The 17518-nt window shown below is 49.8% G+C and carries 21 protein-coding genes; 16 read left to right on the forward strand and 5 right to left on the reverse strand.

The genetic code is table 11. From position 1 onward, the window contains the following. The first annotated feature begins 431 nt into the window (after nt 1-431). Nucleotides 432-1496 (forward strand): hypothetical protein, encoded by a 1065-nt coding sequence (locus HOLDEFILI_RS08290; RefSeq protein WP_039864370.1) that lies wholly within the window; start codon nt 432-434, stop codon nt 1494-1496. Between the two features lie 99 nt (nt 1497-1595). Then, nucleotides 1596-2675 (forward strand): type IV pilus twitching motility protein PilT, encoded by a 1080-nt coding sequence (locus HOLDEFILI_RS08295; RefSeq protein WP_039864371.1) that lies wholly within the window; start codon nt 1596-1598, stop codon nt 2673-2675. A 24-nt stretch (nt 2676-2699) separates the two neighbouring features. Here HOLDEFILI_RS08295 and HOLDEFILI_RS08300 read toward each other — a convergent pair whose 3' ends face one another. Together HOLDEFILI_RS08300 and HOLDEFILI_RS08305 are read right to left on the reverse strand one after the other, a co-directional pair. Then, nucleotides 2700-3443 (reverse strand): prepilin peptidase, encoded by a 744-nt coding sequence (locus tag HOLDEFILI_RS08300; RefSeq protein ID WP_006059141.1) that lies wholly within the window; start codon nt 3441-3443, stop codon nt 2700-2702. 34 nt (nt 3444-3477) lie between these two features. Beyond that, nucleotides 3478-3729, reverse strand: a complete 252-nt coding sequence (locus HOLDEFILI_RS08305; RefSeq protein ID WP_006059142.1) for a hypothetical protein — start codon at nt 3727-3729, stop codon at nt 3478-3480. Nucleotides 3730-3902: 173 nt separating this feature from the next. On the opposite strand from HOLDEFILI_RS08305, the gene HOLDEFILI_RS08310 reads away from it, so the two are divergent. From HOLDEFILI_RS08310 to ybaK, 6 genes are all read left to right on the forward strand, one after another. After that, the gene (locus HOLDEFILI_RS08310) at nt 3903-4175 is read left to right on the forward strand and encodes an autorepressor SdpR family transcription factor (RefSeq protein ID WP_006059144.1); all 273 of its coding nucleotides are present in this window, start codon (nt 3903-3905) and stop codon (nt 4173-4175) included. Continuing rightward, nucleotides 4165-4824 carry an SdpI family protein gene (locus HOLDEFILI_RS08315; protein WP_006059145.1) on the forward strand — a complete coding sequence of 220 codons (660 nt, stop codon included), beginning with the start codon at nt 4165-4167 and terminating at the stop codon, nt 4822-4824. The genes HOLDEFILI_RS08310 and HOLDEFILI_RS08315 overlap by 11 nt, the downstream gene beginning before the upstream one ends. Nucleotide 4825: 1 nt before the next feature. Next, entirely contained in the window at nt 4826-5536 is a 711-nt protein-coding gene (locus HOLDEFILI_RS08320; RefSeq protein ID WP_006059146.1) for an ABC transporter ATP-binding protein, read from the forward strand. Beyond that, nucleotides 5529-7121 (forward strand): hypothetical protein, encoded by a 1593-nt coding sequence (locus HOLDEFILI_RS08325; protein WP_006059147.1) that lies wholly within the window; start codon nt 5529-5531, stop codon nt 7119-7121. The genes HOLDEFILI_RS08320 and HOLDEFILI_RS08325 overlap by 8 nt, the downstream gene beginning before the upstream one ends. A 149-nt stretch (nt 7122-7270) precedes the next feature. After that, nucleotides 7271-7810 (forward strand): rubrerythrin, encoded by a 540-nt coding sequence (gene rbr, locus HOLDEFILI_RS08330; protein WP_006059148.1) that lies wholly within the window; start codon nt 7271-7273, stop codon nt 7808-7810. Nucleotides 7811-7922: 112 nt separating this feature from the next. Continuing rightward, a complete protein-coding gene (ybaK, locus tag HOLDEFILI_RS08335) occupies nt 7923-8402 on the forward strand; it encodes a Cys-tRNA(Pro) deacylase (protein WP_039864374.1) in 480 nt (159 codons plus the stop codon). A gap of 90 nt (nt 8403-8492) precedes the next feature. On the opposite strand, the gene HOLDEFILI_RS08340 is transcribed toward ybaK, so the two are convergent. Both HOLDEFILI_RS08340 and HOLDEFILI_RS08345 read right to left on the reverse strand, forming a co-directional pair. Further along, nucleotides 8493-8876: a diacylglycerol/lipid kinase family protein gene (locus HOLDEFILI_RS08340; RefSeq protein ID WP_006059150.1), complete on the reverse strand. Its 384-nt coding sequence runs from the start codon at nt 8874-8876 to the stop codon at nt 8493-8495. A 4-nt stretch (nt 8877-8880) separates the two neighbouring features. Continuing rightward, nucleotides 8881-9402 (reverse strand): diacylglycerol/lipid kinase family protein, encoded by a 522-nt coding sequence (locus tag HOLDEFILI_RS08345; RefSeq protein ID WP_006059151.1) that lies wholly within the window; start codon nt 9400-9402, stop codon nt 8881-8883. 128 nt (nt 9403-9530) lie between these two features. Between HOLDEFILI_RS08345 and HOLDEFILI_RS08350 the strand changes: the two genes are divergently transcribed. Continuing rightward, complete coding sequence (locus HOLDEFILI_RS08350) at nt 9531-9779, forward strand: hypothetical protein (RefSeq protein WP_006059152.1); 249 nt, start codon at nt 9531-9533, stop codon at nt 9777-9779. 57 nt (nt 9780-9836) lie between these two features. Here HOLDEFILI_RS08350 and HOLDEFILI_RS08355 read toward each other — a convergent pair whose 3' ends face one another. Next, nucleotides 9837-11507 carry a DEAD/DEAH box helicase gene (locus HOLDEFILI_RS08355; RefSeq protein ID WP_006059153.1) on the reverse strand — a complete coding sequence of 557 codons (1671 nt, stop codon included), beginning with the start codon at nt 11505-11507 and terminating at the stop codon, nt 9837-9839. 133 nt (nt 11508-11640) lie between these two features. Between HOLDEFILI_RS08355 and HOLDEFILI_RS08360 the strand changes: the two genes are divergently transcribed. The 7 genes from HOLDEFILI_RS08360 to HOLDEFILI_RS19650 form a co-directional block, all read left to right on the forward strand. After that, nucleotides 11641-12921, forward strand: a complete 1281-nt coding sequence (locus HOLDEFILI_RS08360; protein WP_006059154.1) for a type II secretion system protein — start codon at nt 11641-11643, stop codon at nt 12919-12921. A 207-nt stretch (nt 12922-13128) separates the two neighbouring features. Further along, entirely contained in the window at nt 13129-14016 is an 888-nt protein-coding gene (locus tag HOLDEFILI_RS08365; protein WP_006059155.1) for an acetamidase/formamidase family protein, read from the forward strand. Continuing rightward, complete coding sequence (locus HOLDEFILI_RS08370; RefSeq protein WP_006059156.1) at nt 14013-15407, forward strand: TrkH family potassium uptake protein; 1395 nt, start codon at nt 14013-14015, stop codon at nt 15405-15407. Before HOLDEFILI_RS08365 ends, HOLDEFILI_RS08370 begins: the two co-directional genes overlap by 4 nt. A 14-nt stretch (nt 15408-15421) precedes the next feature. Then, nucleotides 15422-16093: a potassium channel family protein gene (locus tag HOLDEFILI_RS08375; protein WP_006059157.1), complete on the forward strand. Its 672-nt coding sequence runs from the start codon at nt 15422-15424 to the stop codon at nt 16091-16093. A 99-nt stretch (nt 16094-16192) separates the two neighbouring features. Further along, nucleotides 16193-16459 (forward strand): TIGR03905 family TSCPD domain-containing protein, encoded by a 267-nt coding sequence (locus HOLDEFILI_RS08380; RefSeq protein WP_006059158.1) that lies wholly within the window; start codon nt 16193-16195, stop codon nt 16457-16459. Nucleotides 16460-16507: 48 nt separating this feature from the next. Continuing rightward, nucleotides 16508-16660 (forward strand): hypothetical protein, encoded by a 153-nt coding sequence (locus tag HOLDEFILI_RS19230; protein WP_006059159.1) that lies wholly within the window; start codon nt 16508-16510, stop codon nt 16658-16660. Nucleotides 16661-16699: 39 nt separating this feature from the next. Beyond that, nucleotides 16700-17518, forward strand: an 819-nt coding sequence (locus HOLDEFILI_RS19650; RefSeq protein WP_006059160.1) for an ABC transporter ATP-binding protein, incomplete at its 3' end; no start/stop codon positions are given.

The following is a 17518-nucleotide window of genomic DNA, read 5'->3' on the forward strand; positions in this document are numbered from 1 at the left end:
TTTATAACAACTGTAGAAGTGTGAGAAGCTAAAAGTGTCAAAATCTTAAAATACTCTACTTTTTCACGCAGTCTCCGATTTAAATTTCTTTGTGTAAGTTAAATAGTGAAAAATTGTATTCTTGCTAGGAATATAAAAGTAATAAGTACTCTTATCTGCAATTGAAAATAAATATACAATATGGAAGATTACTAATTCAGATAAATTAAAACTTCTAAAAGATCGATAAAATAGAGTATGTAATAATTAAATTTTTAAATTGATAAAAATTTAAGATTACAAATTATCCTTTAACTACATTATATATTATAACATTAAAATTTATTTAAATAAATTCTGTTATTTTAAATTAACCGCTGTATAATGAAATTAGAAAAGCTGGCTTTCTCTAAGTAATATGCAAGTTTCAAAATTTAGAAAGAGGTAATCTTATGAAAAGAATTAAGTTATTAACTTGCATGATAGTCTCATCACTTTTATTGATTTCTACTATGTGGAGTCCTCTAGCAGTAAATAACGAGTATAAGTCACAAGTAGAAATTTTGAGCAGTCTTTTAGAAACATCGGCTGAGGTTTCTGATCTTCTCAAGTATGTTGGACTTACAGATAAGCAAATTAAACAAGTATTTGAGTTGGAAGCAAGAGATGAAAGTTTCTATGATCGAGATTTAATAGAAACTACAATCTTAGAAGATTTACCTGCAGGTTATGTTACGCAACGAAATAATCCAATTCAAACGCGAGTTTTTGATGGAAATATCCCAAAAGATGCTTATGAACAGGCTGATAGGATAGCTTATATTTATTCAGTAGCGATTAATAAATTTTCGCGATTGAGTCCAGAAAGATTTAATAGATACATCTATTATCTGTATATGTCGCATTATATAGATAATGAAAGATATACACCGAATAGTCCTAATTTTGAATATTGCATTTCCTATATTCTATGCGAAGAAGACCTAGCTGTTTATGATAATTTTGCAAGAACACAATTTGGTCAGGGAATTCTTGATGCTTCAACAAGCGCCGTTTCTGGAATTTTAGGCGTTGCAGGACTTGCTGATGATTTGGCGGATTCGTCAGAGAATTTAACAAAATTACAGAAAATTGTAAGGAAACTGGCTAACGTCAGAGATGGACTTAATACAGAAGCTGATTTACAGGAAGCAATTGAGAAAACATATTCGCTATTTATTGCTAATTACGATAAAATGAATTCAGCTCAAGAATTAATCAACGTTATAAATGCTAATTTAAGCGATTATGATAAACCGTTACAAGACCTAGGCAATATGCTTGTAGATGTGTTGATTGCTTCTATTCTCAATACAAATCCAATCGTATCGCTGACTATCTCTGGATTGGTTACTGCTTTAGATACTTATGAAAGTTTCATTAACTTAGCATTGTTGGCAGGTTTAGGTTATTCTTTCTCGGAAAGAGTAGCTGCCAGATTTTATATTCAAATAGGGATGGGCAATCCACCTGAATAATTAACAAAGTTTTGTATATTAGGGTTGGCAAAAGCCAATCCTTTCTTTTCTTTCTCCGCATTTCAGCGTACAATGAACAGTATAAATGAGGTGATCACGATGGATTTACAAGCTTGGATGGATCGGGGGCGGGCCATGGACTGCACCGATTTACATTTGACGGTCGGCCTTCCAGTTGTGGCAAGAATGTTAGGGGAACTGACGATCCTTGGGGATGAACCCTTAACGAAAGAAGACATTCATTCGATGCTGGCGACGGTCATGAACCGGACTCAGCAGGAAGAATATCAGAAGGGGGATCTGGATTTCGGATTCCAGGATACGCATGGCTACAGCGTGCGTGTCAACGCTTATTATCAGAAAGGTAATCCGTGCGCAGCGTTGCGTCTTTTGCGCAATACGATTCCTTCCTTTGATGATTTGATGATTCCGGAAGCCGTGCGCAAGCTTTCCACGCTGCCGCGGGGATTGGTGCTGGTTACAGGGCCGACCGGAAGCGGAAAGTCAACGACGATGGCCGCAATGATCAATTCGATTTCGCATGAACGCAAAGCACATATCATTACGATTGAAGATCCGATTGAATACCGCTTTGAACATGCGTCCAGCGTTGTTCACCAGCGTGAAGTCGGTGTGGATGTCGCGTCGTTTGCGGATGCGCTGCGCAGTGCGCTGCGTGAGGATCCGGACGTCATTCTGGTCGGCGAGATGCGCGATTTTGAAACGATCCAGGCCGCAATCCGGGCAGCGGAAACCGGTCACTTGGTCATCTCCACACTGCATACCAATTCAGCGGTCAGCACAATTGACCGCATTATTGACGTGTTTCCAGAAGCTCAGCAAGGTCAGATCCGTGTTCAGCTGGCAAGCGTGCTGAAGGGCGTCGTTACGCAGCAGCTGTTAGTCCGTCAGGATCAGCCGGGCCGGTTGGCGGCCTTTGAGATTTTACTGACCAATGATGCGATTGCGTCCATGATCCGTGAAAACAAGGCGCATCAGATCAGCAGTGTCTTACAGACAGGCCAGAAGGCCGGGATGCGGCAGATGGATTACGATCTGGCACGTCTGGTGCAGGAAGGGAAGATCTCTAAAAAAACAGCGCATGAGCGCTGTCTGAAGGAAGCCGATCTGCAGCAATACCTGTCCTATGCGCCTTCGGCTTCAACGTACTACTTTTAAAAAAAAGACAGCGTAAGCTGTCGTTTAGAACAAGGCGAGATAAGCCTGGATCAGGGCGTTGCCCCAAAGCACGCTGAGCGTCAGGCCGATTGCCAGAAAGGGACCAAAGGGAATCTCGGATTTCCGGTCCTTTTTTTTGCAGATCATCAGATATAACGCTGCGATTGCACCGATGAAGCTGCTCAAGACAAACGCTGTTAAAACCAACGGCGCACCCAGATAAAACCCGGCAGCACACATGATTTTTACATCGCCGCCGCCCATCGCGTTCAACCGCGACAGGATCCAGAACGGGACGCTGATGATCAGCGCGCCCAGAATCCGGCTGGGGATGGAGGAAGGCTCCAGCGCCAGAGCGATCACGGCGAGAATCAGAATGAACACGGAAAGCCGGTCGGGGATTTCCATTGTATCCAGATCGATCATCGCTATGACAATCAAGATAGAAAGAAACAAACAATGCAGCACGGCGGTGAGCGTAGCCCCGTAATAGAAGCCGCACAACGCGTATAAGATTCCGGTTAAGCTCTCGATCAACGGATAACGCGGAGAGATCGGCGCATGGCAATAGCGGCATTTCCCCCGCAGGCCCAGCCAGCTGAAAACCGGAATCAGATCCAGCGCGGATAAGGTGTGATGACATCGGGGACAAAAGCTGCGGCCTTTCGCTGTTGACAGATGCAGGGGTAAGCGGTAGATCGCGACGTTGAGATATGAACCGATCACCAATCCGAACAAAAAGAAAAACAGTAGGATGAACCATTCCATGGCGGTAACCTGTTAATTCACGGAGAATCCGTGATTAACCCTGCAGCCCCTGGGATTGACGTTCCATGTTTTCAACGACAATGTCGTGAATCTCACCCAGGCTGGCACAGTATTCCAGCACCTTCCACGGCGTGTTGGTGTGAAAATGAATTTTTATCAGTTCCTCGTCGCCTACTGCTAACAGGCAATCGCCTTCGATATTCTCTGTGATGTAATCATGAATCGCATCCTCGGAAAGATGCTCGCCTTCAATTAAAAGCTGCGTGTCAAATTTAAATTCCAACATAACATTCTCCTTCGCCGTTTTGGCGTTAATCTTATTTTACTCTGAATGGGGAATCCGGGCAATCCTTCACCTGAAGAAAGAAAAGAAGAAAAATAAGAATTGACAAGGATAGAAGGTGACTCTATAATACATTTAGATAATTATCTAAATGATAGGAGGAGTGAGAAGTGGGGATGCAGGAGACCTTTAAAGCTTTATCTGATCCCACACGACGTGAGATCCTGGAGCTGTTAAAGGAGAAACGGCTGACCGCGGGTGAAATCGCCTCGCATTTTCAGATGACCAACGCGACGGTATCGCATCATCTGGCGGTGCTGCGGAAGGCGGATCTGATCAGTGACGACCGCGACGGCAAGTTTATCTATTACGAATTGAACATGAGCGTGTTTTCTGAAGTGCTGGGCTGGGCCTTAGGGTTCATCAAGGAAAAAGAGAGTGGGGATTGAGTTGAAAAAGTTCTTCGATTGGAAATTATTAATTCTTCCGGTACTGGCGGTTGTGATCACCTTCATCGCATGGCCGTCGCTGCCGGAAGTGATCCCGACGCATTTTAATGTTCAGGGACTGGCGGACGATACGGGTCCGAAAGTCATGATCTGGATTTTCCCGGTTACCTTGTTTCTACTTCCAGCGCTGATGATGATTTCGCCGATGATCGATCCGCGCAAACGCAACTATGTGAAGTTTAGAAAATCCTACGGCGTTATTCTGGGCGTCACCGAGATCTTTCTGTTTCTGATGTACGGCTGGATTTTAGGCCAGATCTTCGGCGTGCCGCTGATTGACGGGGAGCTGCTTCTGCCTGTCATGACGGGCTTTCTGTTTCTGGCGCTGGGCAACGTTATGCCGAAAATCAAGCAAAACTATCTGGTTGGGGTGAAGACGATCTGGAGCTATGACGATCCCGATAACTGGAATAAAACCCAGCGCTTCGGCGGATATTGCTTCTGTGTTGTCGGCGTATTGCTTCTGTTGTCCTGCTTTGTGCCGCTGGTCTGGCGGACAGCTGTTATCCTGATTTTGATTTTTACCGCGGCGCTGCTGCCGCTGAGTTATTCCTGGCTGTTGTTCAGGAAAAAGGAAAAGGAGAAATAAAATGCTGGAAATTAAAGGCTTAGTAAAGCGCTATGGCGCCAAGGCGGCGGTGGATCATCTCGATCTGACGTGTGAAAACGGCGAGATCTTCGGATTCATCGGTCCTAACGGCGCAGGGAAGACCACAACGATCAAAGCGGTCGTCGGGATTCTGGACTTCGACGAGGGAGAAATCCGGATCGACGGTCATTCGATTCGTCAGGAACCGTTAGTCTGCAAGCAGAATCTGGCTTATATTCCGGATAATCCGGATCTCTACGATATCATGCGCGGAGATGAATATCTCAACTTCGTAGCCGACATTTATCAAATTGACAAGGAAACGCGGATAAAGCGAATTCAGAAATATGCGGCGTTGTTTGAGCTGGAAGGGGCGCTGGCAATGCCCATCAGCAGTTATTCGCATGGCATGAAGCAGAAGCTGGCGCTGATCAGCGCATTCTTGCATGAACCAAAACTGCTGGTGCTGGACGAACCGTTTGTCGGCCTGGATCCGAAGGCTTCCTTCTTATTGAAAAAACTGATGCGCGAGCATTGCGACCGCGGCAATACGATCTTCTTCTCGACGCATGTGCTGGAAGTTGCGCAGAAGCTTTGCGATCATGTCGGGATCTTGAAAGACGGACGTCTGGCGGCGCTGGGCACGATGGAGGAAGTCACGGGCAACCAGTCGCTGGAACAGGTGTTCCTGGAGCTGGCCGATCATGAATAGAACGTTTGTCCTGATCCGGCTTTCGCTGAAACAGCTGATCTGGCAGATGGCCCGCACCTTCGGCGGCCGGAAGAAATTCAGTTCTCTGCTGGTGCTTCTGGCGGCGGCGATGTTGATCGGGTTGTCAGGCCTTTACAGCTGGGCGATGATCGAAAGCGTGCCGGCGGAACTGAACATGCTGATCCCGCTGTCGATGCTGAGCGCGGCGTTCGGGTTGATTCTGGTTTTTGGTTTCTATCACGCGCAAGGGTATTTATTTGACTTTCAGGATTATGATCTGTTGTCAAGCATGCCGCTGACGCGGCGTCAGATCCTGATGTCCAAGCTGGTTGCTTTAGTTGCGATGATGCTGATCTACAGCGCGTTTCTGACGCTGCCGATGATGGCGCTGTTTCAGCTGCGCTATGCGATGCCCGCGACATTTCTGCTGTATGGACTGATCGGCCAGCTGTTTCTGCCGATTGTACCGATGAGTGTGGCGTGTCTGGTGGCGGTTGTGGTGCGCCTGGTTTCCAGTCATGTCAAGCATCCGGTGCTGATCCGCAATGTGCTGTCGTTAGGCATGGTGATCGGTTTGATGACGGTCATGACGTTGTTTCAGGGACAGACCGGACAGGCGCAGGACATCGCTGCGCTGATTCAGCCGATTCAGACATGGCTGGCTCCCGTATATTGGCTAACGATGGCGATGATCAACGGGAATCTTTCTGAGCTGCTGAAGCTGATCGGGCTTTCCTCGCTGGTCCTGATTCTGTTTCTGATCTTGATTGCGCCGGTCTGGAACGCGCTGAATCAAAAGGCGCGGACGACCCCGGCCAAAACGGGCGGCAAGGTTAAGCTGGAAGCTTCTTCGATGAACGCGGCACTGCTGCGCAAGGAGCTGCGGCGGTATTTTGGCTCCACGTCGTTAGTCATGAATACGATGGTCGGTCCGGTGATGGTAGCGCTGTGCGCGGTGATGCTGGCGGCGCAGAAGGATCTGATGGTGCAGATCATGCTGGAAAGCGGCGTCGACTTCCGCGCGTTTGCCGATCCGGTTGCGATGCTGCTGCTGGCGGCGTGTCTGTTCTGCGAGATGATTTGTCCGATCACGGCGACTTCGATCTCGCTGGAAGGCAAGCATTTCTGGATCGTGCGGTCGCTGCCGATTCCGGCCAACCGTTATCTGGGCGCGAAGCTGGCGCTGAACCTGATGCTTAATGTGCCGGTCAGCTGGCTGAGCATTCTGATCCTGAGCTTTGTCTATCATTTCACGCCGGTCACAACCGTGCTTTTATTGGCGCTGACCCTGTTGGCGGCGCTGTGCTCCGGCTTGTTTGGGCTGATCGTCAACCTGCATTTTCCGCGGTTTGATTATGACCGGGAGATCGTTGTGGTAAAGCAGAGTCTGAGCACGATGATCACGGTTTTCACCGGAATGGGATTCAGCTTTCTGCTGATCGCCGGTCTCTTGTTCTGGGCCCCGCTGGAACCGACGGCCATGATGGCGGCGATTGCTTTGGGAATGACGCTGCTGGCCGCGGGCATGGGCTTTTACCTGCTGCGCCGGGGAGAATCCCTGCTTTCCAAACTATCCGGCGTATAATTCTTCCGCGTTGCGAACTTTCTAGCAGCCGGCTCTGGTAATTCTGGCAATCTCTGGTAAAATAGAGAATAGAGAACAGCACGCGCAGGCGGGCTGTACCCTCATCGCCAGTTGTGAAAGCTGGCCGCTAAAGAAAAGGAGAGATTAACATGAAAGATTTGAAAGGCACAAAGACTGAACAGAATCTGATGACTGCATTCGCTGGTGAAAGCCAGGCCCGCAACAAGTACACTTATTATGCGTCCAAGGCGAAAAAAGACGGCTATGAGCAGATCGCGGCGTTGTTTGAAGATACGGCCAATAATGAAAAAGAACATGCGAAGCTGTGGTTTAAGCTGCTGCACGGCGGTATGCCTTCGACCGTGGACAACCTGAAAGACGCGGCGGCCGGCGAAAATTACGAATGGACCGACATGTACGCAAAGATGGCGGAAGAAGCCCGCGAAGAAGGCTTCGATGCCATTGCGAAGACGATGGAAGGCGTTGCCGCCATTGAAAAGACACATGAAGAACGCTATCTGAAGCTGTTGGCGAACATTGAAAGCGGCGAAGTCTTCGTCCGCAAAGGCGAACAGGTTTGGGAATGCCGCAACTGCGGACATCTGCACATCGGTGAAAGTGCTCCGGAAGTCTGCCCGGTCTGCGCGCATCCGAAGAGCTACTTCATGCTGCGCCCGACGAACTATTAATTCTTTGCGTGAAAGCAAGCCATCCTCTTTGCGGGGATGGTTTTTCTTTTCCTGGTTTGAGATCGTGGTATAATAAATTACGGATTCCATGAAAAGAAAAGGGGCGCAAGCGATGAAGGAAATCAAAACAAATGCCATGCGGATCCTGGATAAGCAGAAGCTTGCCTACCAGGTGCATACCTATCCGCATCACGATAAGGAAGCAGTCGACGGGGTGAGCGTGGCGGCAATGCTGAACGAAGATCCCGCACATGTTTATAAGACGCTGATCACGCAGGCGTCAAGCAAAGCCTATTATGTATTTGTGATTCCGGTAGCAGCCGAATTGGATTTGAAAAAAGCCGCGAAGGCGGTCAATGAAAAGGCGGTCGAATTGATTCCGGTAAAAAATCTGCTGGGCGTCAGTGGGTATATCCGCGGCGGCTGCAGTCCGATTGGGATGAAGAAGTTGTTTCCGACGATCCTTCATCAAACTGCTTTGGAACAGGCGACAATCATCTTCAGCGGCGGTCAGATCGGCACGCAGATTGAAATGGCCCCGCAGTCCTTGGCTGATTTAATTCATGCGCGGTTCGCAGCAGTGATCCGCTGAACGGCAGAGTACGCTTCTTGAATAACAAGCTTCGGGCAACAAGAAAAGATCCTGGATATCGACCGAAAGTCCGGTATTCAGGATCTTCTTTCATTCTTTGGTTATAGCTTTTAACGGCGAAGCCTGCGGCACGATCAGCGGCAGCTTGTACGACCCGGTTGTAATCCGTACATGATTGGAGGTAAAGCCCTCGCCGTCTGACTGCATTAAGATCGGTTTGTCGACATGAATCTCAATTTCAGAAGCCCGCAGCATCTTGCATTGCTTTAAATGAGTGTGTTTGCCTTGCTTGTATTTCGGCATCAGCCACAACGTTTCCCATAACGTCAGCGGTTCGATAACGCAAATGTCGAATAAGCCGTCCTGCAGATCCGCCTGCGGCGCGGCGATAAAGCCGTTGCCATAGCAGCTGCCGTTCATCACGGCGGCAATGATGGCTTTCTGCCGGATCGTTTCTGTTTTCGTTTTTAACACCAGCTCAAACGGCGCCGGTTTCAGCGCACACAGGACGGCTGCCAGTCCATAGACGGAAAACCGCGGCAGCGGATAGTTCTGATATAATTTGATCGCCAGGTCGTTGACCCGCGTCCAGTCCCAGCGTCGTGCAGTTGTGGAAGCGCCAGTGATGGCATTGCCCGAAGTCGACCTCGACCGGTTTGCCCTGAATCGTTTCGTGCAGCATCTGCGCGAAAGGAAGCTTGCGCTGATCGATCATCCGGTAATAGTCGTTGCCCGTACCGCAGGGCAGAATGCCCATACGCAATCCCGGCGGCAGACCATTGAGTACTTCCCAGATCGTACCGTCGCCGCCGACCGCATAGACGATCGTTTCCGGATCCGGTTTGATTTCCGCCGCCAGCTGCTGAGCCTGTCCGGCGTATTCGGTCAGCCGGATTTCGCCGTCCAGATGATTCTGTTCGATTTCTTTTTGAATCGCGGCCGCGGCCCGCTTCCCGTCCCCTTTGCCGGAAGTCGGATTCACGATGAATATATGCTTCATAAATACCCCTATCTAAAAATACGATAATTCCTGAATTATTTTACCATGGTTATTTCTTCCGGTCATCTCAATTTAATTGAAACTTCAAAATATTATGCTATGATTGAAGCAAAAGGGTGGGAAATGACATGAAAGAATCAATCCTGTTTGATTTTGCGACGGTGCAGGATTTGGAATCCTGCAAACAGATCGTAGCCCGGAAGCTCCAGGCCAACCAGGCTGACTGCGACGACCTGGAAGATCTGACCAAGGATATTATGAAGCTGTCCTATTCCATCGGCGGCTCCTACGACGTCAACATGATCGTCAGCGTGACGCAGTGTTATCTGGATCACCCGCAGCTTAACCGTAAAATAAAAAAGAAGACGGAAGCGTAAAGAAAAACCCCAGGCTGCATCCTGATCCGCAGCTTGGGGCTTTTTCATGTGTTAAATTTAATCGCGGCTGTCGCGGCGGCGTCCGCGCTGACGCGGCCCTTTGGAAGCCGCCCGGCGCTTCGGTGGGAGATTGGAATAATCCTTGCCTTTGCGGACCATCAGAAGCGGGTGGACCGTCTGACCTTTGATCGGCGTATTCTTCATTGCGTCGGCGATCTCGCGGTCAAACTGACGCGGAATCTGCACGGTCGTTTCCTGCGCGCTGATCCGGATCTTGCCGATATCCTTGCCCGGCAGTCCGGTTGCGGTCGCGATCGCGCTGACGATGATCGCGGCGCTGACATCCTGATCGGAACCGATATCCAGGATCAGTTCGCTCATGCCTTTTTCCGTAACGGTTAACGCCGGACGGGCGGAAGCATTCCAGGCCGATTCATCGAACATCTCATGTCCGGCAATTTGATAGGCCAGAGCTAAGGCCATTTCACGGTAGGAATAGCCGTCGTCCTTCATCGTGTCGATGATCGCCGCCAGCGGCTCCGGGACATCGCGGGTCATCCGGTGTTCCAGATCTTCGCGCAAGAAGTCCAGCCGGATCTTGCGGACTTCTTCCAGTGATGGCAGCGGCTTCTGTGTCAGCTTGGAGCGGGTTGTGCGTTCCAGATCACGCAGCGCGTATTTCTGGCGCGCAGTGATCAGCGTAACCGCCAGGCCTTCCTTACCGGCACGCCCGGTCCGGCCGATGCGGTGAACATAATATTCAGATTCCTGCGGCAGATCATAGTTAAAGACAACGTCCATCGAGTCAACGTCAATTCCGCGGGCGGCAACGTCGGTGGCCACCAGGATGTTGATCTTGCCTTTTTTGAAATTGTCCATGACGCCGGTCCGCATTTCCTGCTTCATGTCGCCATGCAGCGCGGCCGCCGGATAGCCCTTGGAAACTAAATCCGAGGTCAGCTCGTCGACCATTTTCTTCGTGTTGCAGAAAATCATCGCCAGATGCGGATTCTGCATCGAGATCAGCTGCATCAGAATTTCTTTCTTGGCTTCCTTCGGGCAGACGTAATAGACCTGTTCAATCTTCGGCGTGTTGATCTGCGTCTGCGGCGTCTTGATATGCACCGGATTGGTCTGGTATTGCGAGGTAATCTCCAGGATCGGCTTGGGCATCGTCGCGGAGAACAAGACCGTCTGGCGCTGCTGCGGCAGGGCTTCGATGACGGTTTCAATATCTTCGCGGAAGCCCATGTTCAGCATTTCGTCCGCTTCATCCAGAACCAGTACGCGGCACTGATCAAAGCGCAGCGTCCGGCGCCGGATATGATCGAGTACACGGCCCGGGGTTCCGACGACGATGTCGGCACCTTTTTTCAATTCCAGGATCTGCTTGCTGATCTGTTGGCCGCCGTAAACGGCGACGGTGCGGATCCCTTCTTTATATTTGGTAAACTTGCGGATTTCATCACAGACCTGCATCGCCAGCTCGCGGGTTGGGGATAAAATCAGGGCCTGGGGACGCTTGCGGTCTGTGACCTCCAGCATTTCAATGATAGGAATCGCAAACGCGGCGGTCTTGCCGGTGCCGGTCTGGGACTGTCCGATGACGTCGCCGCCGTTCATGACGACCGGGATGCACGCGCTTTGGATATAGGTAGCCTCTGTGTAGCCGCAGTCTGCGATGGCGCGGCTCATCTCAGGGGATAGGTTTAGTTCGTTAAATTTCATGTATTTCTCACTTTCATCTTAAAATCGCTCGCCTAGGAGTATATCATTATTATGGACAAAAGTAAAACGAATTAAGCAGGCAGATTCAGAAGTATGATATAATAATCCTAATCAAAGAACAAAGGTGAAAACAATGAAAGAGAAACGTGGTTTTACATTATTGGAAATGATCGTGACGGTCGCGATTTTATTTACGCTTTTGAGTATCTTGGTTCCGACGATGTCAGGCTTCGCGAAATCCGCGGGTGATCAGATTTCAGATTCTAATTTAGAGCTGTTGAATTTTGCCACGCATTCCTACGCTTCGTTTCATGAGATCGAAAATAAAGATATTTTTGAATCGGTCGCGGACGACGCCGCGCGGCAGCAGGTGCTGGTTAGCGACGGCCTGATCGAGCAGCCGGTGCATCCCAACGGGGAAGGGGATTATTGTTGGAACATTACCGATCAGAAATGGATCCGCTATGTTCAGTCCACGGAAGGCTGCGGCGGCAGTTATAAGCCATCATCCAATCCGGATGGTTCATTGACGCCGGATGACGTAAAGAAGCCGGAGCCGACGGTGTATCCGTCGTCCAAACCGATGCCGACCTACATTCCTTCGCCTTACAAGGCGGTTTGTGAAGCCAGCAAGGGCCAGTTTGACATCGTTGCGGAAACCTGTTCATGCCCGGCCGGTTATGTTCTGGAAGGAACGGAGAAGAAAGACGGCGTAGAATATAAGGTCTGCATCCCGGTCGAACAATATATGTGCGTCAGCAGCGGCGGGACTTATGACAAAGCCACTCAGGCCTGCACGTGTTCCGGCGATCTCATCCTTGATGACAACACCAAGATGTGCGTGTTCGATCAGGAAAAAGCCAACAAGCAGAAATGTGTGGCTGATGGTGGTCAATGGATTGTAGAGAATGGTTCCGGTTACTGCAAGAAGGAAGAAACGAACACCTACCCGATCGTGGTGGATAAGAATAATCCGAACTTTATCCATGCGGCCTATATGTTAAAAGGAAAAGAAGGCGATGGATTATTTGACGTATTTAAGGATTTAGATAATCTGGAAGATCTGGCCAAAGGAAATAATAAATCTTTGCCGCCAGGGAGTTATTTCTATTATAAAGGTAATCTATATCGCGTTAATAATCAAATTTCTGTAAGTCAAAATACAAATCTAGATCAGCTCGTTTCTAATTCAACAGATTTCTTTAATGTTTCTACATCAGGTGAATATAATAACTCTACAGAATATCGTAAAAACGCGTATGCTTCTCTAAATGGAATATGGTATAGAGCTAAAAACGCAGTTCGTAGTTCACCGGCAATTGAACCTTATGCTTGGTATAATTGCGGAAATGATATAAACAAACTAAACGAAATTGATGGCTGTGATCCAAGTAAAGGAAATCAGGGCTCATGATTATATGAGCCTTTTTCTTTGAATATATTTTAAAGATTATGAATGAATCGGTATAGTAATTCTCTATAATTAATGCGTCATGTTGCTTATAATCCCTCATTTATGTCATAACTCTCATGGACTTGTAAAATTTTCAAAGGGTGGGTATTGAGTATTTGAATTAAAAGGTGTAGACTAGGAATCGTATACGCTTAAAGAGGGTTGGTTATGAATAAGATTGCGAAAGATCATGTGATCTATGCGATGTCTTCTGAGAATAAACCGGTACTCAACGTACATTCAGGAGATCGGATTACGTTTGAAACGATGGATTGTTATAGTGACGAGGTCACGCCGGACGAGCCGGACAGGCGTTGTCATCGGATTAATCCGGCAAGCGGGCCGGCGGCGATTGAAGAAGCCATGCCAGGTGATACGCTGAAGGTCACGATCGAGAAAATCTCGCTGGGAAGGCGGGCGCTGGTCGGCAGTTATCCCAACAGCGGAACGATGAAAGAGCTTGTGACGCGCAGAATGATTCACTTTCTGCCGGTACAGGAGCGCCAGCTGGAATTTCGCAGCGATCTGATCGTCAAGGCGGATCCGATGATCGGCGTGATCGGCGTAGCCCCGCAGGAAAAAGAAGTTGGCTGCGGAACTCCGGGTGAACACGGCGGCAACATGGACTGCCGTAAAATCCGTGAAGGCTCAGTGGTCTATCTGCCTGTTTTTCATCCCGGTGCGCTGTTGGCGCTGGGTGATGTGCATGCGGCTATGGGCGATGGCGAGGTGATGGGCAGCGGCGCGGAAATTGCGGCTGAGGTCACGGTAAAGGTCGAAGTCCTCAAGCAAGCCTGCGCAGGTCCGTGGGTGACGGATCAGGATCAGCTCTATGCGCTGGCCTCCGCCAAAACGATGGAGGAAGCGCTGAAACGTTGTTGTCAGAAAATGAATTGCCAGCTGCAGCGCCAGTTGGGATGTACGCCGGAAACGGCGGGCATGCTGATGAGCCTGGAAGGCAATAGTGAAATATGTCAGGTTGTAAACGATTTGGTAACGCTGCGGTTTGGAATGCCGCTGGTTCGATTCCTTTCTAAGGAGGGAAATAGATCATGAACTTCAAACTGCCGATCAGAGATAAGCTGCTGCGGTTTCTGGGGCCGACCCGGATGATCGCGCTGAGCTTTGTCCTTGTTATCCTTGTAGGTTCCTTCCTGCTGTGGCTGCCGTTTTCGCAGAATCCCGGCATGCGGGCCAGTTATCTAAACAGTTTATTTGTCGCCACCTCGGCGACCTGTGTGACCGGGCTGATGCCGTTTGCCGTGATCGACCAGTACAATCTGATCGGTCAGACGGTCATCATTTTCCTGATGCAGATCGGCGGACTGGGTCTGATGTCGCTGCTGGCGCTGTTTCTGACGCTGATGCGGCGCAAGCTGAACTTTTCTGAAAAGAAAATGCTGCAGGACTCGTTAAATAAAAACGATGCCGACAACATTCCCAACTTTTTAAAAAGCATTTTCCGCTACACCTTTATATTTGAAGCGATCGGCATGGTGCTGCTGGCGCTGCGCTTCATTCCGGAATATGGATTGACGCAGGGACTTTACAATTCGGTATTCCTTTCTGTTTCCGCGTTCTGCAACGCGGGACTGGATAATATCACGCGGTCGTCCTTAATGGCGTACGCGACCGATCCGCTGATTAATTTCACAGTCTGCGGTCTGATCATCACCGGCGGCTTAGGCTTTGCGGTCTGGTTTGATCTGCGGCGGGTGCTGCCGGAGAAAAAGAAGTTCAGCTGGAAACGGCTGTGGACGCGGCTTTCGCTGCACAGCCGGCTGGTTTTGGTGATCACCGGGGCGTTGTTAGGCAGCGGGACGCTGCTGATCCTGTTAGTGGAATTTACCAATCCGGATACGCTCGGATGGATGAGCTTCCCGCAGAAAGTGATGGCGGCGTTCTTTCAGTCGACGACGCTGCGAACGGCGGGCTTCAGTACCATTGACTTCTCGATGCTGCGGGGCGCTTCCCTGTTCATCATGCTGTTCTATATGATTATCGGCGGTTCGCCGGGCGGCACCGCGGGCGGCATCAAAACGACGACGTTCTCGATGCTGTTCGTGCTGATCGTATCCGAGATCCGCGACGCCGGCAATATGACGCTGTTCAAGCGGACGCTGCCGGCCGGCACCTTCCACAAGGCGTTCGCCGTCACGCTGACCTATGCCTGCGTGTTGATCATCGCGATCTTTCTGCTGACGCTCAGCGATCCGGAAATCGGTTTCCTGCCGATCGCGTTTGAAGCGTTTTCCGCGATCGCAACGGTCGGACTGTCCGCCGGGGTGACGCCGCTGTTGTCGGCGCTGGGCAAAATCGTGATCATCGCGCTGATGTATATCGGCCGGGTCGGTCCGATTACGATCGTGCTTTCGTTGATGCGAATGAAACAAAACCGTAAAACAAACAATCTCGTTTATCCGCACGGGGACGTGCTGATCGGGTAGGAGGAATAGGAATTATGTCGGAAATGAAACAGTATGTTATTCTGGGCTTAGGGATCTTCGGATCGACGATTGCCAAGACCCTCTCGCAATACAACCACGAAGTCATCGCGATCGATAAGGATCTGGCCTGCGTTGACCGTGTCAGCGATTTTGTCACGCAGGCGATTCAGGCAGACTTCACGGATATCGACCAGCTGCGCGCGATCGGCATTCAAGACTGCGACGCGGCGGTGGTGGCGACGGGATCGCACCTGGAAGAAAGCATCATGGGTGTCATGAATCTGCGCGAGCTGGGAATTCCGTTTATCATGGCGAAGGCAAAAAACAAAAAGTACATGCAGATCCTGCAGAAAATCGGCGCGGATTACGTCGTTCGTCCGGAAAAAGAGATGGGTGAGCGCGTGGCGAAGAAGCTGGTTTCACGCAACATTATCGATTTGATCGACATCGACGATGATTACAGCATCGTTGAGATCGCAGCCCCGGCCAAGTGGGTCGGCAAGACGCTGAAAGCGCTGGAACTGCGGACCAATTACGGCATTAACGTTTTGGGGATCCGCAAGAATCCGAAGGAACATCTCTCGATTTCTCCGGATGCATTCTACACGATCGAGGCCAACGACCAGCTGCTGGTCATCGCGGATAATAAAATCTTCAAGAAATTTGAATCACTGTTCAGAATTTGAACCGAAGCCGGAAAATTCCGGCTTTTCTGTATTTTTGGACTTGTGAAGGAAAATGAACCATGGTATCATGATAACCGTAGTCGACAGGAGGTTTTTTATATGACAATGACAAAAGATAAATTTACATATATCCCCCAGGGCGTTTGTTCCAAGCGCTTTGATTTTGAGCTGGAAGGCGACGTTATTACTAACGTTGTGATCACCGGCGGCTGCCCCGGCAACCTGTTAGGCATTTCCAGAATCATCAAGGGGAAAACAGTCAAAGAAGTAGTAGAAGCTTTTCAGGGAGTTCATTGCGGCGCGAAGCCGACGTCCTGTCCTGATCAGATCGCAACGGCGTTAACCAAACACTTCCAATCAAACTAAAGGATAGTTTCAGCGCGGAACGCTCAGCCTAAGAACAGGTGAGAGCGTATGAAAAAACCGCAGATGGAAGTTGCGAAAACGCTGGTGGAGATCGGTTTGTCGTTTGATGTCATTGAATTGATGACGCAGGTGACGCCGGTCGAGTATCTGGCAGAAGTGATGGATGAAAATGAATCAGAAACAAATGAAAAGCACTGCTGAGCGTGCTTTTTATTTTGGATTCCGGAAGGAGGGGAAATCATGCGGAAGTTTCATTTTATTTGGGAGTTTTTAGAAGGCAACCGGAAACGGATGGCGGCGATGATCATTTTGGTATGCGTGTACGCGTTTCTGAATCTGTGTTCACCACTGTTGTTCAGCTTTATGATCGACAACGTCATCCATGCCCAGCCGGCCAACAACCCGGTTCTGGCGTGGCTGTTGGATCATTTGGGCGGGGCAGCGTATTTGCAGCGGAATTTGTGGATCGGCGCCGCGGCGATTCTGGCGATTAACGCGCTGATCTGCGTGTGCGTGTTCTTGCGGGGGTATTGGAACGCGGTGATTTCAGAGGAAGTCTGCCGCAAGGTCCGTAACCGGCTGTACGCGCATCTGCAGTCGTTGCCGTTCAGTTACCATGTGCGGATTAAGACTGGCGATCTGGTGCAGCGGTGTACGAGCGATGTCGATCAGATCCGGCGCTTTCTGGCAGGGCAGATCTCAGAGGTTGTTTATTCCGTCGCGACGGCGCTGGCCGCGCTGTTGATTCTGTTTTCCATCTACCGGCCGCTGGCCTGGCTGGCGGTGATCTCGATGCCGCTGTTAGTGATTTACGCGTATGTTTTCTTTACCCGCGTGCAGAAGGCGTTTTTAGCGTCGGATGAAGCTGAGGGGGATCTGAGTACAGCGGTGCAGGAGAATTTATCCGGCATCCGCGTCGTCAAGGCGTTTAATAACGAACGGGAGGAAATCCGGAAGTTTGAGCAGAAAAATGCCCGCTACCGGGATCTGACGTTTAAAATGATTCAGTATCTGGGTGCGTACTGGGGGACAAGCGACCTGATCTGCCTGACGCAGATC

The sequence above is a fragment of the Holdemania filiformis DSM 12042 genome, from assembly GCF_000157995.1.
Lineage (GTDB): Bacteria > Bacillota_I > Bacilli_A > Erysipelotrichales > Erysipelotrichaceae > Holdemania > Holdemania filiformis.